The 25,387-nt window shown below is 71.1% G+C and carries 15 protein-coding genes; all 15 read left to right on the forward strand.

Translation table 11 applies throughout. The annotated features are described in order from the left end of the window. The first annotated feature begins 5 nt into the window (after positions 1-5). The 15 genes from AC3ENQ_RS08735 to AC3ENQ_RS08805 all read left to right on the forward strand — a co-directional run bounded on the left by AC3ENQ_RS08735 (position 6) and on the right by AC3ENQ_RS08805 (position 25,382). Complete coding sequence (locus AC3ENQ_RS08735) at positions 6-566, forward strand: T6SS immunity protein Tdi1 domain-containing protein (protein ID WP_431803690.1); 561 nt, start codon at positions 6-8, stop codon at positions 564-566. A 24-nt stretch (positions 567-590) separates the two neighbouring features. Continuing rightward, entirely contained in the window at positions 591-968 is a 378-nt protein-coding gene (locus tag AC3ENQ_RS08740) for a hypothetical protein (RefSeq protein WP_431803692.1), read from the forward strand. A 139-nt stretch (positions 969-1,107) separates the two neighbouring features. Then, complete coding sequence (locus tag AC3ENQ_RS08745) at positions 1,108-2,319, forward strand: glycoside hydrolase family 3 N-terminal domain-containing protein (protein ID WP_431803694.1); 1,212 nt, start codon at positions 1,108-1,110, stop codon at positions 2,317-2,319. 156 nt (positions 2,320-2,475) lie between these two features. Continuing rightward, entirely contained in the window at positions 2,476-5,148 is a 2,673-nt protein-coding gene (locus tag AC3ENQ_RS08750) for a DEAD/DEAH box helicase (RefSeq protein WP_431803696.1), read from the forward strand. A gap of 42 nt (positions 5,149-5,190) precedes the next feature. Beyond that, positions 5,191-5,727 carry a DUF1697 domain-containing protein gene (locus AC3ENQ_RS08755; protein WP_431803698.1) on the forward strand — a complete coding sequence of 179 codons (537 nt, stop codon included), beginning with the start codon at positions 5,191-5,193 and terminating at the stop codon, positions 5,725-5,727. A 34-nt stretch (positions 5,728-5,761) separates the two neighbouring features. After that, positions 5,762-7,849 (forward strand): DNA helicase RecQ, encoded by a 2,088-nt coding sequence (gene recQ / locus AC3ENQ_RS08760; protein ID WP_431803700.1) that lies wholly within the window; start codon positions 5,762-5,764, stop codon positions 7,847-7,849. Positions 7,850-8,069: 220 nt separating this feature from the next. Next, positions 8,070-10,187, forward strand: a complete 2,118-nt coding sequence (locus tag AC3ENQ_RS08765; RefSeq protein WP_431803702.1) for an acyl-CoA dehydrogenase family protein — start codon at positions 8,070-8,072, stop codon at positions 10,185-10,187. A 436-nt stretch (positions 10,188-10,623) separates the two neighbouring features. Then, positions 10,624-11,736, forward strand: a complete 1,113-nt coding sequence (locus AC3ENQ_RS08770) for an epimerase (RefSeq protein WP_431803704.1) — start codon at positions 10,624-10,626, stop codon at positions 11,734-11,736. Next, positions 11,733-12,311 carry a DNA-3-methyladenine glycosylase I gene (locus AC3ENQ_RS08775; RefSeq protein ID WP_431803706.1) on the forward strand — a complete coding sequence of 193 codons (579 nt, stop codon included), beginning with the start codon at positions 11,733-11,735 and terminating at the stop codon, positions 12,309-12,311. Before AC3ENQ_RS08770 ends, AC3ENQ_RS08775 begins: the two co-directional genes overlap by 4 nt. 160 nt (positions 12,312-12,471) lie before the next feature. Beyond that, the gene (locus AC3ENQ_RS08780) at positions 12,472-18,546 is read left to right on the forward strand and encodes an Ig-like domain-containing protein (RefSeq protein WP_431803708.1); all 6,075 of its coding nucleotides are present in this window, start codon (positions 12,472-12,474) and stop codon (positions 18,544-18,546) included. Between the two features lie 34 nt (positions 18,547-18,580). Further along, entirely contained in the window at positions 18,581-19,552 is a 972-nt protein-coding gene (locus tag AC3ENQ_RS08785) for an AAA family ATPase (RefSeq protein ID WP_431803709.1), read from the forward strand. A 16-nt stretch (positions 19,553-19,568) separates the two neighbouring features. Next, positions 19,569-20,885, forward strand: coding sequence for a DUF58 domain-containing protein (locus tag AC3ENQ_RS08790; RefSeq protein ID WP_431803711.1), 1,317 nt, complete (start codon positions 19,569-19,571; stop codon positions 20,883-20,885). Beyond that, positions 20,882-23,317 carry a transglutaminase-like domain-containing protein gene (locus AC3ENQ_RS08795; RefSeq protein WP_431803713.1) on the forward strand — a complete coding sequence of 812 codons (2,436 nt, stop codon included), beginning with the start codon at positions 20,882-20,884 and terminating at the stop codon, positions 23,315-23,317. Before AC3ENQ_RS08790 ends, AC3ENQ_RS08795 begins: the two co-directional genes overlap by 4 nt. After that, positions 23,314-24,558: an RDD family protein gene (locus tag AC3ENQ_RS08800; protein ID WP_431803715.1), complete on the forward strand. Its 1,245-nt coding sequence runs from the start codon at positions 23,314-23,316 to the stop codon at positions 24,556-24,558. Before AC3ENQ_RS08795 ends, AC3ENQ_RS08800 begins: the two co-directional genes overlap by 4 nt. Next, the gene (locus tag AC3ENQ_RS08805) at positions 24,555-25,382 is read left to right on the forward strand and encodes a PP2C family protein-serine/threonine phosphatase (RefSeq protein ID WP_431803717.1); all 828 of its coding nucleotides are present in this window, start codon (positions 24,555-24,557) and stop codon (positions 25,380-25,382) included. Before AC3ENQ_RS08800 ends, AC3ENQ_RS08805 begins: the two co-directional genes overlap by 4 nt. Positions 25,383-25,387: the final 5 nt, after the last annotated feature.

Consider the following 25,387-nt stretch of genomic DNA (forward strand, 5'->3'; position numbering starts at 1 on the left):
GGGTTATGGTGGAGATTCTGGACTTTGTTCCGCATGCGCCGGTGCCGGCGGAGATCATCGAAGAGTATCGGGGGCGTGTGCCGGCGGAGCTGGTGGAGGTGTGGGAGACCTACGGCTACGGGACGTTCGCGGAGGGGTTTCTCCGAATCATCGACCCGAAGCTGTACGAGGCCGAGGTCGGTGATTGCATCGGGAAGACGCAGGGTGATGGGGTTTCGATCCCGATCATGACGACCGGGTTGGGCGATCTGATCTGCTGGGAACCGAGCCTGAATGGTGTTGTCGGCATCTTCTATCGTTACGGCTCCGCGCGTGGGTTGGGGTCGATGCGGTCCTTCTTCACACTGATTCGGCTGGACGGCGTCGAGCGGCTATCTGACGCATTCAAGTGGGACATGTTCCCGAAGGCGGTGGAGGCGCACGGCCCGCTCGCATTCGACGAGTCGTTCGTCTACGTTCCCCTTCTGTCGCTGGGTGGTGCGGAGAAGGTGGAGAATCTCCACAAGCGGGATACGATCGCGTCGATCCAGGTTGCGGTCGATCTGCAGGGTCTGATCGAGCACTGAAGCGGCTCGTGCGACGGGGGACTGATGAGTGATGCCATCGTCGACGTGATCCGTGCCTTGATCGAGAACATGGACGGCGCCGCGGACGATTGGCAGTCGTTCGCGATGGTCCTGGATTTCGGCGACGCCGGGTTCTACAGCACGCATGGCTACTCTTACTCTCCCGGCGGAGAGACGTCGGCCGTGGCATCCCGGGTATCGGCGGTTCTGCCGGCTGTGGAGGCGTATCTTGCGGAGAAGTATGGTCCGGGCGAGGAGTTGCCGCGTTCGATTCTGGTGCAGTTCGATCGGGACAAGGGTGCGTACGAGGTGACGTTCGAGGACAAGGACGCGCGCCGGTGGAAGGTGACGCCGGCGAATATCGACACGATGGCGGAGACGATCCGCCCCTCGTTCGGGTAGCGCGGGACCGGTCGTGCAGGATCTGCAGGGAGTCGTCGGCCATTGACCCGACCGGCGGAGCGTCACGTTCCGAAGGTGTCAGCTCGGCGGTGAGGAGGAGGTCTTTCCCCGACCGGACCGACGCACGAGGATGAACGGTATGGGCCCGCTCCGTGGACTGGTTGCCGTGACCGTCCTTGCGCTCGTCACGGTCGTGGCGGGGTGCGTCCCGTCGGTCGCGCCGTCTCCGACCGCCGAGCCCAGCCGTTCGAGCGTCGCCCCCGCTCCGACGCCTTCGCCCATCGCGGACGTCGACCCCACCGCGGCGCTCAGCCTCGAGCAGAAAGTCGGCCAACTCTTCATGGTCGGCACCGACGTGCAGTCGGCCTCACCCGCGACGATCACCGCGATCACCGACCGCCATGCGGGGAGCATCTTCCTGCACGGACGGACCACGGCGGGCGCGGATGCCGTCGCCGCGCTCGTCGGGCAGTTCACCGCGCTCGCTCCGGCATCCACCGCTCGGGGTAACGCTCCCGACGGATCGGGCCCGACCGGAGGGGTGCGGCTGTGGGTTGCGACCGACCAGGAGGGCGGCGAGGTCCAAGTCCTCCGCGGTCCGGGATTCAGTGACATGCCGTACGCGATCCGGCAGGCGGACCTCCCCGCCGACCAGCTGCAGGCGCAGGCGACGCAGTGGGGTGCGGAGCTCGCCGCAGCCGGCGTCGACATGAACCTCGCGCCGGTCGCCGATATCGTCACGAGCCACGACGCCCGCTTCTCCAACCCGCCGATCGGCGCGCTCGGGCGCCAGTACGGCTACGACGCGCCGACCGTCGAGGCAGGGGCCGGGGCGTTCGCTGCCGGCATGCGGGCCTCCGGCATCCTGCCCGTGTTCAAGCACTTCCCGGGGCTCGGACACGTCACGGCGAACACCGACACGACGGCGAACGTGCACGACGCGACGGTCGCCGCCGACGGACCCGACGTCGGCGTCTACCGTCCACTGACCGCGGCAGGGGCGTCGGCGGTCATGGTGTCGACGGCGATCTACGACAACATCGATGCCTCCGCGCCGGCCGTGTTCTCGCCGCGGGTGGTCTCGCTCGTCCGATCGGACGTGGGCTTCGACGGGGTGATCATGAGCGACGACCTCTCGGCGGCGGCCGCCGCTCAGGCGTGGGCGCCCGGAGATCGGGCCGTGCTCGCCGTCACGGCGGGGGTCGACCTGGTGCTGGTCTCGGCCGACCCGACCGTGTACGCCGCGATGTACGACGCCGTGCTCGCCAAGGCGCAGAACGACCCCGCCTTCGCGGCGCGCGTCGACGAGGCCGCCGCGCGCGTGGTCACGGCGAAGCTCGCGCGGCCCTGACCCGCCCCGCCGTCTCTGGTCGCGAGTCACCGCGCGATTCGCGAATCACCGCTGGATGCACGCGAATCGAGCGGTGATTCGCAAAAGCGCCGGTGACTCGCGAGCCACGCGAGCGCGCCGAGATGCCCTCGCCCTCACGTGCGGCAGACTCGAGGGGTGAGCGACGCGACCCGACTTCTCGAGCTCGTGCCGCCCGGCGCGACGGCGGATGCCGCATACGACGGATTCGTCACGTGGGCCGACGGACGGGGCCTCACCCTCTACCCCGCGCAGGACGAAGCCGTCATGGAGCTCGTCTCCGGCGCGCACGTCATCCTCTCGACACCGACCGGCACCGGCAAGTCCCTCGTCGCGATCGCCGCCCACGCGGCGTGCCTCTCCCGCGGCGGGCGCTCGTACTACACGGCGCCGATCAAGGCACTCGTCAGCGAGAAGTTCTTCGCTCTCGTCGAGATCTTCGGGGCCGAGAACGTCGGCATGGTCACGGGCGACTCGTCGGTGAACCCCGATGCGCCGATCGTGTGCTGCACGGCGGAGATTCTCGCCAACATCGCGCTGCGGCAGGGGGCGGATGCCGCGGTGGACCAGGTCGTCATGGACGAGTTCCACTACTACGGCGACCCCGAGCGGGGCTGGGCCTGGCAGGTTCCGTTGCTGCTCCTGCCGCGGGCGCAGTTCCTGCTCATGTCGGCGACGCTCGGCGACGTCACCGCGATCGCGGAAGACCTCGAGCAGCGCACCGGTCGATCCGTCGCCCTGATCACCGGCGTCGAGCGCCCCGTGCCGCTCCACTTCTCCTACGAGCGCCGCCCCGTGCACGAGGTGCTCACGATGCTCGTCGACGAGCGCGAGGTGCCGGTCTACATCGTCCACTTCTCGCAGGCGGCGGCGCTCGAGCGGGCGCAGGCCCTGGCATCCATGAATCTCACGACCCGCGCGCAGCGCGACGAGATCGCGGAGGCGATCGGCGGGTTCCGCTTCACGACCGGGTTCGGGCAGACGCTCTCGCGCCTCGTCCGGTCGGGGATCGGCGTCCACCACGCGGGCATGCTGCCGCGGTACCGGCGCCTCGTCGAGACGCTCGCGCAGCGCGGGCTCCTCCGCGTCATCTGCGGCACCGACACGCTCGGCGTCGGGATCAACGTGCCGATCCGGACGGTCGTCATCACTGCCCTTTCCAAGTACGACGGCACGAAGATGCGTCAGCTCTCCGCGCGCGAATTCCACCAGGTCGCCGGGCGCGCGGGGCGGGCGGGCTACGACCCGTACGGCAACGTCGTCGTGATGGCGCCGGAGTGGGAGATCGAGAACGCGGTCGCACTCGCGAAGGCCGGAGACGACCCCGCCAAGCGCAAGAAGATCGTCCGCAAGAAGGCGCCGACGGGCGTCGTGAACTGGGGCGAGGGCTCGTACGAGCGCCTCATCGCGGCGCCGCCCGAACCCCTCGTGCCGCAGATGCAGCTCACCGCCGCGATGCTCATCAACGTCATCGGTCGCGGCGGCGACGTCTTCGAGAACGTCCGCTCCCTCGTCTTCGACAACCACGAGCCCCGCGGGCGGCGCTACGCACTCGCGCGCCGGGCGATCGCGATCTTCCGGACCCTCGTCGATGCCGGGATCGTCGAGGTCGTGCGCGAGGGGTCGCGACACGCCGACGCCGAGGGTGAGGACGCGGCGCGTCGCGACCCCTCGCGGATTCGGCTGACCGTCGATCTGCAGCCGAACTTCGCGCTCAACCAGCCGCTCTCGCCGTTCGCGCTCGCGGCGATCGAGCTGCTCTCTCCGGACGACGACGTTCATCACTCCGGAGTTTCGGCACCGGGGGCAGCGGAAACAGGGCTCGAGCCGGTTTCGATGCCGGATTTCCGGAGTTATGAACACCGCGGCGCCGGCAATGGAACCGGCACCGGCCACTACGCGCTCGACGTCGTCAGCGTCATCGAGGCGACCCTCGACGACCCGCGGGCGATCCTCTCCCAGCAGGAGTACAAGGCGCGCGGCGAGGCGGTCGCCGCGATGAAGCGCGACGGCATCGAGTACGACGAGCGCATGGCGCTGCTCGAGGAGGTCACCTATCCGAAGCCGCTGGCGGAGCTGCTCGACCAGTCGTACGAGGTGTTCGCGTCGAGCCAGCCGTGGGTGCGCGACTTCGCGCTGAGCCCGAAGTCGGTCGTCCGCGACATGTTCGAGCGCGCGATGTCGTTCGCCGAGTACGTCTCCTTCTACCAGTTGCAGCGCAGCGAAGGGCTCGTGCTCCGCTACCTCTCCGACGCGTATCGCGCGATCCGACAGACGGTGCCTGCCGAGGCCCGCACCGACGAGCTGATGGACATCATCGAGTGGCTCGGCGAGCTCGTGCGCCAGGTGGACTCAAGCCTCGTCGACGAGTGGTCATCCCTCGTGGATGCCGCAGCGCGCCTCCCCGAGGACGATGCGCCCGTCGTCCCGCCGGCGCCGCCGTCGATCCTGACGAACCGGCGCGCGTTCACGGTGCTCGTGCGCAACGAGCTCTTCCGCCGCGTGCAGCTCGCGGCCCTGCAAGACGACGATGCCCTCGTCGCCCTCGACCCGGACGTCGACTGGCCGGCGGCGCTCGACGCCTACTACGACGAGCACGACGAGATCCTCACCGGTGGGCCGGCGCGCTCGCCGCGGCTCGTCGAGATCGATGAGGCGGATGCCGCGGCATCCGGCCTCTGGCGCGTCGAGCAGACGATCGACGACCCCGCGGGCGACCACGACTGGCGCGTGCGGGCGGAGGTCGACCTCGCCGCCTCGGTCGAGGCCGGCGCGGCGATCGTGCGGGTGACCGAGGTGCTGCGTCTCTGACGAGCCGCGGTCGGTGTCGGCGTCTCGTGCGACACTGCACCGGTGACGACCTATCTCGCTTTCCTCCGTGCCGTCAACCTCGGCGCGACGCGCGTGTTCCCGAAGGGCGACATCGTCCGCGCGGCGACGGATGCCGGGTTCGAGAACGTCCGGACACACCTGAACACCAGCAACGTGCGCCTCGACTCGCGCATGCGCTCGCGGGCCCGCATCGAGACGACGCTGGAAGACGCCTTCGCGCGCGACCGCGGGTTCGAGGTGCCGACGATCGTCTTCTCGACGACGGAGTTCCGGGCGCTGGCCGAGGACGCCGCCGCGCTGAGCGCCGAGAACCCCGGGCTCGCGCGCCACTACATCTACCTCATGAAGGAGGAGCTGGATGCCGACACCGCGCGCCGGGTGGAGGCGACGACGACCGACGCGGGGCGCATGGTGGTGCGCGGCCGCGCCGTGCACGCCCTCCTCCTGCCGGGATACCAGGACGGCCGGGTCGACCCGCTGAATGCCGCGAAGCTGCTCGGGGTCGCGACCAACCGGAACCTCGCGGTCATCCAGGGGCTCGCGGAGCGCTGGTGCTGACGCGTGTGTCCGAGGCCCCGGTTAGCCTGGTGTGGTGAGCGGAGCAGACGGGCGAGACGTGGAGTACGACGACCCGTACGGTGACGTCCCCTGGGATGTCGACGCGCTCGTGCCTCCCGACGACGGCGAGGCGCCACCGCCCGAGTTCGACGGGTACGCGGGCGCCCTCGCCCGCTCTGTGCACTCGGGGCCCGTGGGCGCGCATCCGACACCGTCGCGCCCGACGAACGCCTCGGCGGCGCAGGCCGTGTCGGCCGCGCAGGCCGTCCCGGCATCCGTGCTCACCCTCGAGCGCCGCGACCATGCCGGAGCCGACCCGCGGGCCGTGCTGAAAGAGGTCTTCGGGTACGACGACTTCCGCGGAGACCAGGCGGCGATCGTCGATCAGGTCGTCGGCGGGGGCGACGCGGTCGTCCTCATGCCGACCGGCGGCGGCAAGTCGATCACCTACCAGGTGCCCGCGCTCGTCCGGCCCGGCACCGGTCTCGTCGTGAGCCCGCTCATCGCGCTCATGCACGATCAGGTCGACGCCCTCATCGCCAACGGCGTGCGCGCCGCGTACCTCAACTCCACGCAGAGCCCCGCCGAGCGCGCGGGCGTCGAGCAGGCCTACCTCGCCGGCGAGCTCGACCTCCTCTACGTCGCGCCCGAACGCCTGAGCGGAGCCGCGACGACCGCGCTCCTCCAGCGCGGCACGCTGAGCGTCATCGCGATCGACGAGGCCCATTGCGTCAGCCAGTGGGGGCACGACTTCCGCCCCGACTACCTCGCCCTCGGCGACCTCGGCGAGCGGTTCCCGGGTGTTCCGCGCATGGCGCTCACCGCCACCGCGACCCGCGCGACGCACCGCGAGATCACCGAGCGGCTGCACCTGGACGCAGCCCAGCACTTCGTCGCGAGCTTCGACCGCCCGAACATCCAGTACCGCATCGTGCCGAAAGTCGACCCGCGCCGTCAGCTGCTGCAGTTCGTCCGCTCGCAGCCCGAGGGGTCGGCGGGCATCGTCTACGCCCTCAGTCGGAAGTCGGTCGAGCAGACCGCGGAGTTCCTGCGCACGCAGGGCGTCGACGCGCTGCCGTACCACGCAGGTCTGGATGCCGGACTCCGCGCACACCACCAGGGCCGGTTCCTCCGTGAAGACGGCGTCGTCATGGTCGCGACGATCGCGTTCGGCATGGGCATCGACAAGCCCGACGTCCGCTTCGTCGCGCACATCGACCTGCCCAAGTCGGTCGAGGGGTACTACCAGGAGACGGGCCGTGCGGGCCGCGACGGTGAGCCCGCGGTCGCGTGGATGGCGTACGGTCTCGGCGACGTCGTGCAGCAGCGCCGCCTCATCGACCAGTCGCCGGGGGAGCGCGCCTACAAGCAGCGCCTCGGGCAGCACCTCGACGCGATGCTCGCCCTGTGCGAGACCGTCGAATGCCGCCGCCAGAACCTGCTGGCGTACTTCGGGCAGGCATCCGGCCGCTGCGGCAACTGCGACACCTGCCTCGAACCCGCCGATACGTGGGACGGACTCGTTCCCGCCCAGAAGCTCCTGTCGACGGTCGTCCGCCTGAAGCGCGAGCGCAACCAGGCGTTCGGCGCGGGGCACCTCATCGACATCCTGCGAGGCGCCTCGACCGAGCGCATCCGGCAGCAGGGGCACGACACCCTGTCGACCTACGGCCTCGGCGCCGACCTGAGCGACCAGGAATGGCGGAGCGTCGTGCGTCAGCTGCTCGCGCGCGGCATCATCGTCGCCCAGGGCGAATACGGCGTGCTCGCCGTCGGCGACGAGGGCGCGGCAGTGCTCCGCGGCGAGGCGGCGGTCCCGCTTCGACGCGACGTGCTCGGGCGATCGGGCGGCGGCTCGGGGTCGCGGGTGCGCAAGGCCGCGGCATCCGACACCGTCGCCGACGGCGACCGCGACCTGCTCGAAGCGCTCCGTACGTGGCGCGTCGGCGCGGCGAAGGAGCAGGGCGTCCCCGCGTACATCGTCTTCGGTGACGCGACGCTGCGCGCGCTCGCCGAGCGGCGCCCGCGAACGCTCGACGACCTCGACGGCGTCACGGGCATCGGTGCCAAGAAGCGTGAGGCCTACGGAGAGGCGGTGCTCGCGGTCGTCGCGGCGAACTGAGCGGTCTCATCGTCCGGCGCTGCACGGGGCTGCCGGCATCCACCCTTGTTGCTCTGTCGATGAGACTGAGTGTCATGCATGCTGGGTGTGAGTGTCATACAACGCGTCGCGATCATCGCCCGCCGCGGTTTGTCGCACTCCCGCAACCGTCTTGCGGTCGCGTTGTGGCCCTCCTACCGTGATCCTGATCTCCTCTGCCCACTCACAGAGAGGCCCGCCGATGACCGACGCCGCCGTCCGCCAGAACATCCACCCCAAGAAGCCCGCCACCAGCAAGCGGACGCCGTCGGGAGGCGCGCCCACCGCGGCGCACACCGCCGCCGAGGCGCACGAGCCCCGGATCGACGTCGCCGCGGTCACCGATCTGCTGCTCGGCACCTGGGGTGAGACGCGCCGCGAGGCTCGCGAGATGATCAAGGACCCCGCGTTCTGGCGCATCGACGGCCAGCCCGTCGCCGAGCACCGCGAGCGCGTCCTCGGCCAGCTGCGCCTGCTCGTCGACAACAACGGGTCGCGTCGGGCGTTCCCGAAGAAGTACGGCGGGCTCGAGAACAACGGCGCGAACCTCGCCGGGTTCATGGAGCTCGTCCTCGCAGACCCGAGCCTGCAGATCAAGTCGGGTGTGCAGTGGGGCCTCTTCGGCTCCGCCATCTACCAGCTCGGCACCGAGAAGCACCACGATGCCTGGCTGAGCGACGTCATCGAGCTCCGCCTGCCGGGCGCCTTCGCCATGACCGAGATCGGCCACGGCTCCGACGTGGCGTCCATCGGCACCACCGCGACGTACGACCCCGAGACGGAAGAGTTCGTCATCAACACCCCGTTCCGCGGCGCGTGGAAGGACTACCTCGGCAACGCGGCGCTCCACGGTCGCGCGGCGACGGTGTTCGCGCAGCTCATCACCGGGGGCGTCAACTACGGCGTGCACTGCTTCTTCGTGCCGATCCGCGACGACGAGGGCAACATGCTCCCCGGCGTCCAGAGTGAGGACGACGGCGTCAAGGGCGGCCTCAACGGCATCGACAACGGACGCCTCGCCTTCGATCACGTGCGCATCCCGCGCTTCAACCTGCTGAACCGGTACGGCGACGTCGCCGCCGACGGCAGCTACACCTCCGACATCCCGAGTCCCGGCCGCCGCTTCTTCACGATGCTCGGCGCGCTCGTGCAGGGCCGCGTCTCGCTCGACGGTGCCGCGACCACCGGCACCGCGCTCGCCCTCCACATCGCGATCACCTACGCGAACCAGCGCCGCCAGTTCGACTCCGGTTCGGGCAGCGACGAGGTCGTCCTCCTCGACTACGGCAAGCACCAGCGGCGCCTCCTGCCGCGCCTGGCCGAGAATTACGCGCAGTTCTTCTCCAACGACGAGCTGCTGCGCAAGTTCGACGGCGTCTTCTCGGGACGCACCGACACCCCCGAGGAGCGCGAAGACCTCGAGACTCTCGCGGCGGCCCTCAAGCCTCTCTCCACCTGGAACTCGCTCAGCACGATCCAGGAGGCGCGCGAAGCGTGCGGCGGCTCGGGCTTCATCGCCGAGAACCGTCTCGTCGGTCTCCACCAGGACCTCGACGTCTACGTCACCTTCGAGGGTGACAACACGATCCTCCTGCAGCTCGTCGGCAAGCGACTGCTCGCCGACTACGCCAAGCAGTTCAAGGGGGCGGATGCCGCGAAGCTCGCCTCCTTCGCCGCCAAGCAGACGGCAGGCAAGATCTTCCACGGGGCGGGGCTGCGGCAGTTCGGCCAGTCGGTCGCCGACTTCGGCTCCACCGCTCGCTCGGTCGAGCTGGGCCTGCGCGCCGAGCAGCAGCACGAGCTGCTCGCGGGGCGCGTCGAGCAGATGATCGCCGACATCGCCGGGCGCCTGCGCCCCGCCGCGAAGGCGTCGAAGGCGGAGGCTGCGGCGATCTTCAACGCCAACCAGGCTGAGCTCATCGAAGCCGCCCGCGCGCACGGCGAACTGTTGCAGTGGGAGGCCTTCAGCGACGGCGTGAACCGCATCACCGATGAGGGCACCAAGCAGGTGCTCACGTGGCTGCGCGACCTGTTCGGCATGCACCTCATCGAGAAGCATCTGGCGTGGTACCTCATCAACGGTCGCCTCTCCGCGCAGCGGGCGGCATCCGTTTCGAAGTACATCGACCGGCTCATCCTGCGTCTGCGTCCGCACGCGCAGGATCTGGTGGATGCCTACGGCTTCGAGCCCGAGCACGTCCGCGCGCCCATCGCCTCCGGCGCCGAGCAGGCCCGGCAGGACGAGGCCCGTGCGTACTACGCCGCGCTCGCCGCGTCGGGCGACGCGCCCGTCTCGGAGAAGACCCTCAAGAAGAAGTAACGCGCCGCGCCGCGGCGCCTTCGCTGATCGAGTGCCGCGCCGCAGCCGCGGTGTATCGAGATCACCGCGCCCCCGAAGATCACGGAACGGTAACGATCACCCCGGCAGGTGTACGGAATCGGCGATTCCGGACACTACCCAGGTGAAGGCCTCGCGAGGCCGCGCCTGCCTCACGGCTTCGAGCGGGCGCCGCCGGCGCCTTCTCAGGGGCCGCGCACCGTGATTCGGGTTCACGGATTGCGCGGCCCCTTCGCCGTTCCCGGGTTCGCGTGTTCGGTTCGCAGGAGTTCTTGAGCGGGCGCTGGCTCGCGACCCCGGGATTCCGGGGATCACGCCGGCGTGGATGCCGAATCTCCTGCGAACCGAACACCGCACCCCGCCCTCGCGCTAATCTGAACATGTTCAGAAATACCGGAGGGTTGCTAGGAGGGCTGCTATGGAGCCGATTCGAGGTACCACTCCGCGTCGCGTCGTCATCGCCGGCGCATCGGGATTCGTCGGCAGCGCTCTCGTCGCGGCGTACCGGGCCGACGGCGCCGACGTCCGGACGATCGGGCGAGCCCATCACAGAACCCCCGCCGCCCCCATCCCCGACGCCACGTGGGACGACCCCGCTTCGATCGGCCGGTTGGTCGACGGCGCAGACCTCGTGATCAACCTCGCCGGGAAGTCGGTCAACTGCCGCTACACCGACCGCAACCGCGACGAGATCCTGCGTTCGCGCGTCGCGACGACGCGCGCCCTTCGGGAGGCGATCGCCGCGGCATCCCGCCCGCCGCGCGTCTGGATGAACGCGTCGACCGCCACGATCTATCGGCACGCGACCGACCACCCGCAGTCCGACCACCCCCAGACCGACCACCCGCAGTCCGACCACCCCCAGACCGACCGAACCGGGGCCGCGACGCCCGGCGAACTCGGCACCGGCTTCTCGGTCGACGTCGCGCGCAGCTGGGAGCGTGAGCTCTTCGCCGGCGACCTGCCCGGCACGCGGCGGGTCGCGCTCCGCATGGCGATCGTCCTCGGTGACGGCCCGGCGACCGGCATGCTGCTGCGGCTCGCGCGCCTGGGCCTCGGCGGGCCGCAGTACGACGGGTGGTGGCCACAGCACCGGCGCTATCGCGGCATCGGCGACCACCCGACCGGCGATGGCCGCGCGCCGCGCCATCGCACGCGTGGCCGGCAGCGGTTCAGCTGGATCCACCTCGATGACGTCGTCGGCGCGGTTCGCTTCCTCGACATGCACGACGAGATCGCCGGACCGGTCAACGTGGCGAGTCCGCGGCCCTCCGACAACCGCACGCTCATGGGCATCCTCCGCCGCGCGGTCGGCGCCCCGATCGGCCTTCCGGCGTTCCGGTGGATGCTCGAGCCTGCCATGTGGGCGCTGCGCACCGAGCCCGAGCTCGTCCTGAAGAGCCGGTGGGTCACGCCCGAGCGCCTGACCGACGCGGGCTTCGAGTTCGCGTGCCCCGATCTCGCGCAGGCGGTCGAGGCGATCGTCGCCGAGCGGCCGGTGTCGGAGCAGGCGGCTAGCCTGACCAGGTGACTGACCTCCGCACCGGACCCGACGGCCTCGCGCGCTGCGGATGGGTCGGCGACGACCCGGAGTACCGCCGCTATCACGACGAAGAGTGGGGCCGGCCCCTGCACGGCGACCGGGCTCTGTTCGAGAAGATGTCGCTCGAGGGATTCCAGGCAGGCCTCAGCTGGATCACGATCCTTCGCAAGCGCCCTCGCTTCCGCGAGGTGTTCGCGGGGTTCGAGCCCGAGGCGGTCGCGGCGTTCGGCGGCGACGACATCGAGCGGCTGATGGGGGATGCCGGCATCATCCGCAACCGCGCGAAGATCCTCGCGACGATCGGCAACGCCCAGCTCGTGACCGCGATGGATGCCGGTGAGCTCGACGCTCTGATGTGGTCGTTCGCCCCGCCCGCGCGCCCCGAGGCGCAGCGACCGGTCGCCTTCGCCGACGTGCCCGCGACAACTCCGGCATCCGACGCCCTGTCGAAGGAGCTGCGCCGGCGCGGGTTCCGCTTCGTCGGGTCGACCACGATGTATGCGCTCATGCAGTCGGCGGGGATGGTCGACGATCACCTCGTCGGCTGTCACCGCGCCGGGTGAAGAACGGCGTCACGAGGTCACGCAACGCGCAGATCGCCGCCGCGGCGTCAGGTAGCCTGTCTGGGTTGCGCGTTCCGGATCGCACGGGTGGATTCAGACGGACAGCCGCATGGAGTGGATGCGGTGCGCGACGCGAGCACTGAGGGGAGCCGAGCCGACGATGACCTCCTTCGCGTGGCTTCGCGCGCGCCCGAAGACCCTCGCTTCGGCGGGTGTCGTCACGGCGGCCGCCCTTGCTCTCGGCTTCTTCGCCGTCACCTATGACGGCAAGCCCACGACCGAAGTCGATCTCCACGACGGCGGCGTGTGGGTCTCGAAGCAGTCGAGCCTGCTCGTCGGTCATTTCAACCACTCCTCGCGCGTCCTCGACGGGGGGCTCCGCGCCGTCTCGAGCGACTACGACATCCTGCAGAGCGGGTCGCGGGTCATGATCGTCGACCCGGTTGCGGCATCCGTCGCCGCCGTCGACCCCGCGCGCGTGATCCTCTCCGAGACGGCCGACGTCGCTCCCGGTTCCGCCGTCGCGCTCGGGGCCGACAGGGTCGCCGTCCTCGAACCCTCCGGCGCGCTCTGGTCGGCGCCCTTCAGCGGGGTCGCCTCCCTCGGCGCCGAGGGGACCGAACCCGTCGCCGATCTCGGCAAGAACGCCGCGCTCGCCGTCGGCGCCGACGGCGTCGTCTGGGCAGCCGCGGCGAAGAGCGGCACGCTGCGCAGCTACGCGCCCGGCGACGATGCGGAGATGACCGAGACCTCCTCGCGCGAGCTGGAGGGCGTCGCGAAGGACCACGATCTCTCGGTCACGGCCGTGGGCGCCACCGCCTACGTGCTCGACGCGGACACCCGGACGATTCTCGGCAGCGACGGGTCGACGGCCGAGGTCGGTCCGGATGCCGTGCTGCAGCAGCCCTCGCCCGACACCGACACCGTGACGGTCGCGACCCCCACCGAGCTCCTCCGCCTGCCGCGCGGCGGTGGCGACCCCGTCACGATCTCGGCCGAGGGCGGCGAGGGCACGCCCGCCGAGCCCGTGTTCGTCGCGGGCTGCGCGTACGGTGCGTGGTCGGGAACGGGTCGGTTCGTCCGCGACTGCCCCGGCACCGCCGACGACCTTGTCCAGGAGGTGCCGGGCATCGACCCGACGGCCGTCCTGCAGTTTCGGGTCAATCGCGACGTCGTCGTGCTCAACGACGTCTTCGGCGGTGCCGCGTGGCTCGCCTCGGAATCGCTCCAGCGCGTCGACAACTGGCAGGACATCACACCGCCCGAGGGCGAGGGCGAAGAGGAGGAGGAGACCACCGAAGAGACGGTGCAGACGACCCTCCCCGAGCGCACCGAGCAGAACACGCCGCCGATCGCGGTCGACGACGAGTACGGCATCCGCCCGGGCCGCACGACGGTCCTTCCGATACTCGACAACGACACGGATGCCGACGGCGACGTCCTCGTCGCGGCGGTGTCGAAGGACCCCGCCTTCGGGCGGGTCGAGCCGATCCACAACGGCGCGGCACTCCAGATCACGACCGAGGAGGGCGCTTCGGGCTCCACGACGTTCGACTACGTCGTGGAGGACGGCCGGGGCGGCGAGGCCACGGCATCCGTCTCGCTCACCGTGCACGACTTCGACGTCAACTCCCCGCCGGTGCAGAAGCGGAAGACGCCGATCACCGTCGAGACGGGCGGCACTGCGTCCTACAACGTGCTGCCCGACTGGATCGACCCGGACGGCGACGACATCTTCCTGCTGAACGTCACGCCCGACGGCGGCGACGAGGCGGATTACACCTCCGACGGGCAGATCACCTATCGCGCGATCGGCGGGGTGCAGGGTCGCAAGGACGTGCCGATCACGGTGTCCGACGGCACCGACGACGGCGCGGGAGTCGCCCGGTACGACATCGTGCCCCTCGGGACGACGGTGCCGCTGACGAATGCCGACCACGTCGTCACCCGCGTCGGTCGCTCGGTGACGGTCGCGCCGCTCACGAACGACACCAGTTCGGGAAGCGAGCAGCTGCGCCTCACCCGCGTCGACGAGGTCCCGGGAACCACGATCAGCCCCGACTACACCGACAAGACCTTCTCCTTCACCGCCGACGTCGCGGACACCTACTACGTCCCGTACCTCGTGTCGGCCGGCCCCAACTCGGTGCCCGGCATCGTCCGCGTGGACGTCCTTCCCGAGGCCGCCGAGGACCTTCCCCCCGTCGCGGTGCGTGACGTCGCGCTCCTGCCGAGCGGCGATGACGTCCTCGTCAACGTGCTCTCCAACGACACGGATCCCGGCGGCGGCATCCTCGTCGTCCAGTCGGTCACGGTCGATCCCGGCAGCGGCATCGCGGCATCCGTCCTCGGACACGAGACGGTGCGCATCACCGACCTCGGCCAGCTCAGTGCGCAGTCGCGCGTCGGGTACACGATCTCGAACGGGACGCAGTCGGCGTCGGGCGAGATCGTCGTCATCCCCGTGCCGGCCCCCGCCCGCCAGCGACCGCCCGTCGCCGAGGACGACCGTGCGGTCGTCCGCGTCGGAGACGTCGTGACGATCCCGGTGCTGGAGAACGACTACCACCCGAACGGCGACACGCTCACGCTCTCGTCCGACCTCGTCGAACCGTACATCGACCCCGCCGATGGCGAGGCATTCGTCTCCGAGGACGTCGTCCGGTTCCGCGCGGGCGACGAGCCGGGAACCGTCTACGCCACGTACGAGGTGCAGGATTCGACCGGACAGCGGGATGCCGGGTACGTCACGATCCAGATCCTCCCGCGTGACGACGAGGCCAACGCCGCCCCGCGCCCGCGCGATCTCACCTCGCGCACGCTCAGCGGTGCAAGCGTCGAGATCCCGGTGCCGCTCGACGGGATCGACGAGGACGGCGACTCGGTCGAGCTCGTCGGCGTCGACCAGGCCCCCAAGAAGGGTCGGATCACGAAGGTGAACGCCGACGGCTTCACCTACCAGGCCTTCGAGGACTCGACCGGCACCGATGCGTTCGCCTACCGCGTCCGCGATCGCCTCGGGAGGGAGGGCACCGCGACGGTCCAGGTGGGCATCGCTCCCGCGGCGACCGTCAACCAGGCGCCGTACGCCGTGCGCGACTCTGTCGTCATGCGCCCCGGTCGGCAGGTGGCCCTGCCCGTGCTCGCCAACGACTCCGATCCCGACGGCGACGAGTACGGCTTCGCTCCGGATGCCGTGGACGTGCCCGACGTGCCCGGACTCGCCGCCGAGGCGGCGGGGGAGTACCTGCTGATCACGGCACCCGACGAGGAGATGAACACGTCGGTGCAGTACACGATCAGCGACGCACGCGGCCTGCAGGCCACGACGAGCGTGCAGATCACCGTCGACGACGAGGTGCCGCTGCTCGCGCCCGTCGCGCGCGACGATCGGGTGCGACCCGAGGACGTCGAGGACGACGGAACGGCGCGCACCGCGGTGCTCGACAACGACGACGACCCGGATGGGACGCGCGGAGAGCTGACGGTGACACTCGGCACGGGGGCCGGGACCGCGCGGGTCGCGGCAGACGGCGCCGTGCGCGTCACGGTCGGTGACGCTCCGCAGCTCATCACCTACACGATCACCGACCGCGACGACCAGAGCGCGTCCGCGTTCCTGCGCGTGCCGAGTCTCGCCGAGCTCCCGCCGACGCTCATCTCGACGAAGGCCCTCGAGGTGAAGAGCGGGGAGACGGTCGAGTTGCCGCTGTCGCAGTACGTGCGCGCCGCCGGTGGGAAGGACGTCGTCATCACCGAGGCCGCGAAGGTGTTCGCTGCGCACTCCGACGGGGCGAGCCTCATCAAGGACCAGAAGACGCTCGTCTACACCTCCGCGGAGCGCTACTTCGGCGCCGATGCGCTGACCTTCGAGGTCACCGATGGCACGGGTCCCGACGACGCCACGGGCCGCAAGGCGACCCTCACGATCCCGATCACCGTGCTGCCGCCCGACAACCAGCCCCCGACCCTCGTCGGCGCGTCGATGACGGTCGCCCCGGGCGAGGACGCCGCGACGCTCGATCTCGCGGGCCTCGCGACCGATCCCGACCCGGGGACGACGATCGAGTTCGGCACACGCGGGCGCGCACCCGAGGGCATGTCGGTCTCGGTCGACGGCACGCAGCTGAAGGTCTCCGCCGAGGCCAAGACGCCCAAGGGCACGGTCGCGACGATCATCGTGACCGCGACCGATGGAGAGTCCGACCCGGTCGAGGCCGAGGTGACGGTGACGGTCAGCGCCTCCACGCGCCCGCTCGCCACCGCGAACGACGACATCATCCCCGAGGCCGACCAGGGCAAGACCGTCAGCGTTCCGGTGCTCGACAACGACGTCAACCCGTTCCCCGACACGCCCCTGAAGATCCTCGACGCCGGGCGCGAGTCGGGGGCCGGAGAGGTCCGCGTCGTCGGCGACCGGGTCGAAGTGACGACCCCCGGCGACTTCGTCGGCACGGTCGTCGCCCGCTACCGCGTGCTCGACAAGACCGAAGACGCCGACCGTGTCGTCGAGGGCCGCGTGCGCATCACCGTGCAGGGCCGGCCCGACGCCCCGGGCAAGCCCACCGTGTCGTCGGTGCAGAGCCGCACGGTCGTGCTCTCGTGGACGCCGCCGATCGACAACGGCAAGCCGATCACGACATACACGGTGACGGATGCCGCACGCGGGTACACGAAGTCGTGCGCCGCGACCACGTGCACGCTCGACGCTCTGACCAACAACGTCGAGTACAACTTCACCGTCACCGCGACGAACGCGGTCGGTGTCTCGGAGCCCTCCGCTCCGTCGGAGACGGCGCGCCCCGACGTCCGTCCGGAGACCCCCGCCCCGCCGACCCTCGACTTCGACGATCGCGCGCTCGAGGTCGCGTGGACCGTTCCGCGCACCGAGGGGTCGCCGGTCGAGAGCTACACGCTCGAGATCTCTCCCGCCCCGCCGTCCGGTATCGCGCAGAAGACGGGTGTCAGCGGAACCACGCTGCGCTGGGAGGGCCTCCAGAACGGTACGTCGTATCAAGTGCGCGTCCGCGCCCACAACCGTGCCCCCGAGCCGAGCGAGTTCAGCCCGTGGTCGTCCTCGATGGTGCCCGCAGCTCCCCCCGCGCAGCCCGCCGCCCCCACCACGAAGCGCATCGACTCCGTCGGTTCGCAGGCGCAGCTCCAGGTCGACTGGAAGGCGCCGGCCGACAACGGCGACGCGATCGCGCAGTACGAGCTGCAGGTGCGCCAGGGGATGACCGTCGTGCGCACCGTCACGCCCGCGGCGGGGCAGACGAGCCAGGCGATCAGCCTGCCGACATCCGGGGCGGACTACACGTTCGCTCTGCGCGCCACCAACAAGGCGGGCTGGGGCCAGTGGAGCGAGCCGTCGGCACCACGCCGCGCGTTCACCCCGCCCGGGGCGCCGACCGGAGTCTCCGCGACCGAGGGGAACAACACGGTCGACGTCGCCTGGAAGGCCGGGCCGCTCAACGGTGCGAACGCCGGCGAGGTGAAGTACCAGTTCTCCGTCGAGGGCGGCAGCTGGCGCGGCGACTGGGCGTCGGGCGGGACCGACGGCTCGGGGCGGATCGGAAGCGGCGTGAGCAACAACGGCACGTACTCGATCCGCGTCCGCGCCGTCTCGACGGCCGACGGGTCGACGTACGAGGGAGCCGCATCGGCGGCATCCAACAAGGTCTCGCCGTACGGGCCGATCGGCAACCCCTCTGCGAAGGTGAACGCGAGCGGACGCAGTGTCACCTACACGTGGGGTTCGCCCGCCCGGAACGGCCGCGACATCACCACCCAGATCCGCATCGACGGCGGAGGCTGGGAGACGGTGGGCGCGAGCGGCTCGCGCTCGGGAACACGCGGATACAGCTTCACCGCGACCCTCGAGGTGCGCACGACCGCCGCGGGGCAGACGACGACGGCCTCCGATTCGGCGAAGACCGAGGCCGAGCCGCCGCCGCCCGAACCGCGGGCATGGGTGTCGAAGGGTGGAAGCGCGGCAGGCCAGCCCGGTTGCTCCTCCGCCTCCTGTGCGTACTTCAAGGTGACGACGCAGGACTTCCCTGCGGGCGAGTACACCTACAAGTGCATGGTCGACGGTGGTCAGTTCAACAGCTGGGAGGGCCCCGTGTACTTCCCCGCGAACGGCTCGACGCGGCTTGAGTGCTACCTCGGCGGATCCGGGCAGCCCGTCTGGGTCGTCCTCAACGGCAAGAAATACGAGACGCGGCCATGGGGATGACCCCGCACACCTCGCGACGGCAAGGAGAGAACGAATGAGCATGACCCCGGAACAGGCGGCGTGGTTCCGCGAGACCTTCACGCGCCTCGTCGACAACGTCGATCTCGCACTCCTCGGCAAGCGCGAGGTCGTCGGGCTCGTGCTGGCGGCGATGCTGGCCGAGGGCCATGTGCTGCTCGAAGACGCCCCGGGCACGGGAAAGACGAGCCTCGCCAAGGCGCTCGCGGCGAGCGTGCAGGGCACCTCGACCCGCATCCAGTTCACGCCCGATCTGCTGCCCTCGGACGTCACCGGCGTCACGATCTACGACCAGCAGAACCACCGCTTCGAGTTCCACCGCGGCCCGGTGTTCGCCTCGATCGTCCTCGCCGACGAGATCAACCGCGCCTCGCCGAAGACCCAGTCGGCGCTTCTCGAGGTCATGGAGGAGTCGCGTGTCACGGTCGACGGCACAGCCCACGAGGTGGGGCGCCCGTTCCTCGTCATCGCGACGCAGAACCCCATCGAGCAGTCGGGCACCTACAAACTGCCCGAGGCGCAGCTCGACCGCTTCATGCTGAAGATCTCGATCGGCTACCCGACGCTCGCCGTCACCGAGCGGATCCTCGTCGGCGCCGTCGACCGCAACCCGTCGGCGAACCTCGAACCCGTCATCACGACCCACGCGGTCGCCGACATGGCCGACCTCGCCGCGTCCGTCCACGTCGACCCCGCCGTCGCCCGCTATGCGGCGCAGATCGTGGAGGCCACGCGCGCGTCGGACGACACGCGCCTGGGCGTCTCGGTGCGCGGTGCGATCTCGATGATCCGCGTCGCGAAGGTGTACGCCGCGGCGCAAGGGCGCCATTTCGTCATCCCCGACGACATCAAGACGCTCGCCGTGCCGGTCTGGGCGCACCGCCTCGTGCTCGATCCCGAGGCGGAGTTCGCGGGCACCACCGCCGAGACCGTCGTGCAGCGCGCGCTGGCCGCCGTCGAGGCGCCGCTCGCGCGGGCCGCCAGCTGATCGGCGCCCGACGGAGATGACCACCACGCCCGACACGCTCGCTCCCTCGCGCCGCCAGGGAGAGGCGGCGGATGCCGAGGACACCGGCCTCATCTCGCCGCGCGCCGCGACGCGCGCGGAGCGGTGGCGCGAGCGCGCGGAGAGCGCGGCACGGGTCACGGGCGGTGTCGCCGGACAGGTCGCCGCGGTCATCCGCCCGCTCGGCCGGGTCGTTCTCCTCGCGGCGGTCGTCCTGTGGTGGCTCGCTCTCTCGTTCGGGTGGACGGAGCTCATGGTCGCGGCGGTGATCCTCACCGTGATCCTCGTTCTGAGCGTCGGATTCCTCTTCGGACGGACGACGTACGACATCGACCTCGATCTCACCCGTACGCGTGTCGTCGTGGGCGAGCGGGCCGTCGGCGGGCTGACCCTCGCCAACGCGACCTCCCGCACCCTGCTGCCCTCGGAGGTCGTGCTGCCGGTCGGGCAGGGGCGCGGAGTCTTCCAGGTGCCGCGCCTGCAGCCCGGCGCCGCGCACGACGAGGTCTTCGCGATCCCGACGACCGCACGCGGGGTGCTCGAAGTCGGCCCGGTGAGCGTCCGCCGCGGCGACCCGATCGGACTGTTCGAGCGCACGCACGACCGTCGTCAGGCCGTGGACCTGTACGTCCACCCGCGCACGACCCCGCTCGAGGGGCTCTCGCTCGGCTACGTCCGCGACCTCGAGGGGCTCCCCTCGACGCAGCTCGCCCGCGACGACGTGTCCTTCCATGCGCTCCGCGAGTACCAGCCCGGCGATGACCTGCGGCACGTCCACTGGAAGTCCACCGCGCGCGTCGGCGACCTCATGGTGCGCCAGTACGAAGAGACCCGCCGCTCGCACTTCGTCGTCGGCCTGTCGACGCCGTCCGGCGAATACCGCACGCCCGAGGAGTTCGAGCTCGCCATCTCGGTCGCCGGTTCCGTGGGCCTGCGCGCCCTCCGCGACTCGCGCGTGCTCGATGCACGCACCCAGAGCGGCCCGCTCCGCTCGCTGTCGCCGCGGCGGTTCCTCGACGAGCTCTCGCAGCTGGGCCATTCGCGCTCCCGCCAGGGCGGCGTCGTGGCGCTCGCCGGGTCGATCGCGACGCACGCGCCCGACGCGGCCGTCATCGTCCTCATCACGGGGTCGAAGACGGATGCCTCTGACCTGCGTCTCGCGTGCTCGCGCCTCCCGGCAGATGTCCGCACGCTCGCCGTCGTCGCCGACACCCGCGTCGACGCACCCGCCCTGCAGCGCATCGGCGACGCCGACGTCATCACGCTGGGCGACCTCGACCAGCTGCCCCGCGCCGTGCGGAAGGTGCTCGCATGAGCCGGCCCCGCCAGAGCGCTGCCCCTCAGAGCGCTGCGCCTCTGAGCCCTGGCCGTCAGGGCGCGACGCCGACCGGAGCGTCCGCGCTCCCCGCGCGCCGCGTCGTCGCGCTCGACCTCATCGCCGCGGCGCTCCTCCTGCTCGTCACGGTCATCGGCTTCGCGAACACCTTCGACAGCCCGCAGTACGTCGTCGCCGCGCTCGGCGGTCTGGCGCTCGGGCTCGCGATCGCGTTCGTCGGCGCGTGGCGGCGCTGGGGCATCCTCCCGCTCGCCGGGGTGACGGTCGGCGCCTACCTCGTCTTCGGCGGCGCGCTCGCTCTGCCCCACACGACGATCCTCGGCGTCATCCCGACACTCGACACCCTCCGCGAGCTCGTCGTCGGGGTCGTCACCTCGTGGAAGCAGCTGCTCACCACCGTGCCGCCCGTCTCGCCGGCCGACGGTCACCTCGTCGTGCCGTTCCTCCTCACCCTCGTCGGCGGAGTCCTGACCGCCTCTCTCGCGATGCGCGCGCGCCGCGCCGCGTGGGCTCTCGTCCCCGCGCTGGTGATCCTCGTCGCGAGCATCCTCCTCGGCGTCGCCCAGCCCGCCGCGCCGCTCGTGGAGGGTCTGCTGTTCGCGGCCGTCGCCATCGTCTGGCTCGCGCTTCGCCACGCCTGGTACGAAGACCGAGCCGCCGTCCGGGTCGAATCCGCGGGCGGTTCGGATGCCGCCGCCCTCCGCTCTTCGCGCACGCGCCGCCTCGTCTCCGGCGCCGTCGTGCTCGCGGTCGCCGCGGGGGCCGGCGTCGCCACCGCGGCCTTCGCGACGCCGCCCACGGCACGCTTCATCCTGCGTGACTTCGTCGTGCCGCCGTTCGACATCACGCAGTACGCGAGCCCGTTGCAGAGCTTCCGTGGCTACGTCCGCGATGACGCGGACGAGACGCTCTTCACGGTGTCGGGCCTGCCCGAAGACGCGCGCGTCCGCCTCGCGGCGATGGATGCCTACAACGGCATCGTCTACAACGTCGCCGATGACGGCGCGGGTTCGTCGAGCGCGTTCACGCCGGTGCGCTCGAACATGTCGCCGGAGGCGAAGGGCACGCCCGCGACGGTCGAGTTCGACATCCGCTCCCTGGAGGGCGTGTGGCTGCCCGACGTCGGTGCGACGCGCGAGTTCACCTTCGAGGGCGCCCGTGCGCAGGAGCTCGCGCGCTCGGCCCACTTCAACGACGCCACCGGCACGGCCGTGGTTCCCGCGGGCCTCCGGTCCGGCGATGCGTACACGATCGAGACCGTGATCCCGACGGCACCGAGCGACACCGCGCTCGCCGACGTGCCGTTCGCGGCGATCAAGATGCCGAAGCAGTCAGGCATCCCCGAGAAGGTCACCGAGCTCGCCTCGCGTGCCGCCGAGGACGCGGAGACGCCGATCGAGCGGGCACGCGCCCTGGAGAGCTGGCTGCACACCGACGGCTTCTTCAGCCACGGTCTCGCCGACGACGTGGTGTCGCTCTCGGGGCACGGCGCGAGCCGCATCACGGCACTGTTCGCCGGCGAACAGATGATCGGCGACGACGAGCAGTACGCCGCAGCGATGGCGATGATGGCGACGCAGCTCGGCATGCCCGCCCGCGTCGTCATGGGGTGGTACCCGGGGAAAGACGACGAAGGCGGCGCGACCTTCGAGGCGACGGGCGACAACCTGCACGCCTGGGTCGAGATCGCCTTCCAGGGGTACGGCTGGGTCCCGTTCGACCCCGCGCCCGACGAGGACAACGAACCCAACGACCAGCAGACGAAGCCGCGCGCGAACCCGAAGCCGCAGGTGCTGCAGCCCCCGCCGCCCGCGCAGGAGCCGGCCGATCTTCCGCCGGCGATCGCGGAGGACCGCGAGCAGAAGGAGGACGAGCCGCCCGGCCCGGCCTGGATCGGTGTCGTGCTGCTATACGGCGGCATCACCCTGGGTGTTCTGCTGCTCGTGGCCGCACCCTTCCTCGTGATGGGCGCCGTCAAGGGCGCCCGCCGCGCGCGCCGGAGGTCGGCGGCGCGCACCGCCGACCGCATCTCGGGGGGATGGGACGAGCTCGTCGACTCCGCGGTCGACCTGCGCGCGCCCGTCGAGCGGGGCGCGACCCGCTCGGAGAGTGCGCTCGTCGTCGAGGAGCGCTTCACCGAACCCCGCGTGACGGCCCTCGCGACGCGCGCCGATCTCGAGGTCTACGGTCCGGGAGATCCGTCCCCGGAGGACGTCGATGCGTTCTGGCGCGAAGTGGACGATATCGTCGGAGGAATGAAGGGCAGCGCGACGACGTGGCAGCGACTGCGCGCGCGTCTGAGCGTCCGCTCGCTGCAGGGCACGTTCCCGACCGGCGCGGCCGTGTTCGCGCGTGTGCTGCCCGGTCGCCGCGGCAGGGGCGGCGACGCAGACCAGGGCGGCGCCGCATGATCCGCCCGGCCACCATCGGTCGACGTGTGGGCGCCGTCGTCATCGACGGGGCCGTCGCGACCGCCGTGCTCATCGTCGCCGTCGTCGTGTTCGGCGGCATCTCCGTCGCGACGGGCGGCGGCTTCCCCCCGATCGTGGCCGGCGTCGTCGCTGACGTCATCCTCGCGGCCTGGCTGCTCGTCCAGACGTGGATGCAGGGCGGCGCGGGGTCGTTCGGCATGCGCGCGTTGCGCCTGCGCCTCCTGCGGTGGGAGGACGGCGCCGCGACCGACCGCCCGCTCGGCTTCGGACGTGCTCTGCTCCGGGCGATCGTCTGGGGGCTCGGAGGCGCGGTCGTCATCGGATACTTCTCGCCGCTGTTCGACCCCTCGCCCTGGCGCCGCGGCTGGCACGACAAGGTCGCGGGCGCGGTGATGGCCGATGCGCCGACACGTGCGACGCAGGCGCAGGATGCCGGAGCCTCCGCGACCGCGCCGCCGCCGGTCGCGAGCCCCGTCGTCGCCGGGCCGTTCGCCGCGGCATCCCCCGCCACCGCCTTTCCCGTGCCCGCGGTGCCGGTGCCCTCGGCTGTGGCGCCGGTGCCCTCGGCTGCGCTGCCGCATGTCCCTGCTCCGGCCGCAGCGCCCGCCGGTCGGGCGCCTGCCCTTCCCACGCCCGCCGTGCCCACGCCCGCTGTGCCCGCCCGCGGCGCGGCGCCGGGCGGGCTGATCTCCTTCGTGCCGGGCGTCACTTCTCCCGAGCGCGCGACCGCGGCGGCGGCGCCTCCGATGATCCCCCAGACCGCCGTCGGCGGTGGACTCGGCGGTCGGATGGGCGGTGGCTTCGGCGGGTTCGACGATCCGATCGATGAGACCGTCATCCGCAACGACGACACGGTGATCGTCGGCGGCGAGAAGACGCCTTCGGGCGGCGACCGTGCGCTCGCACGACTGGTGTGGGACGACGGCTCCCAGCAGGGCCTCTACGGCCGGACCGTCTTCGGTCGCAATCCCGCGCCCGAACGCGATGCGCTGGTGACACCCGTCCGCGACGAGACCCTCTCGCTATCGAAGACGCACTTCGAGCTGGCGCCCGACGCCGACCGCTCGCTGTGGGTCGTCGACCGCCACTCGACCAACGGCGTCGTCGTGCTGCGCGGCACGCAGCGCCAGACCGTGCCTCCGGGCGAGCGTGTGCGCGTGCACCCGGGAGATGTCCTCGAGTTCGGCGACCGTCACGTCCGAATCGAGGTTGCGCCGTGAACGAAGCGCCGATCACCGTGCGGGTGGGCGCCGCGACCCATACGGGGCACCGCCGCCGCATCAACGAGGACGCGTTTCTCGCCGACGCGCCGCTGTTCCTCGTGGCCGACGGAATGGGCGGTCATGAGGCCGGCGACCGTGCGAGCGCGGCCGTCGTCGCGGAGTTCGCACGCCTCGCCGGTGCGCCGAGCCTCTCGATCGATCAGGTGCGCGCGGCACTGCGTCGCGCCCGTGAGCAGGTCGAGGCGATCGCGAGCGACAGTCGCGCAGCGGGGACCACGCTGACCGGTGTGGTCATCGCCGACGTCGGGGGTGTGGGGTACTGGCTCGCGATCAACGTCGGCGATTCGCGCACCTACCGTTTCGCGCGGGGGATGCTCGAGCAGATCAGCGTTGACCACTCCGTCGTGCAGGAGCTCATCGACGCCGGGGTGCTGTCGGTCGAAGAGGCCGGAAGCGCCGCGCGCCGCAATGAGATCACGCGGGCGATCGGCGCTGGCAGCGCCGGGCGCGCCGACTACTGGATGGTGCCGGCCGAGCCGGGCGACCGCATCCTCGTGTGCTCCGACGGTCTCTCCGGCGAGCTCACCGCGCTGCAGCTGCGCGACATCCTCCAGGACGAGCCCGACCCCCAGGCCGCCGCGGCGCGGCTGATCCACGAGGCGCTCCTGCACGGCGGGCGCGACAACGTCACCGCCCTCGTCGTCGATGCGCTCGCCGTCGCGGGCGACGCCGACCTCTACGACACGGCTCCGGCCGGTTCTCGACGCTCGGAGCCTGACGAAGACACGCGCCCGCGGTCGAGACCTCGACGAGACCACTGAAACAC

The sequence above is a fragment of the Microbacterium sp. bgisy203 genome (assembly GCF_057706945.1).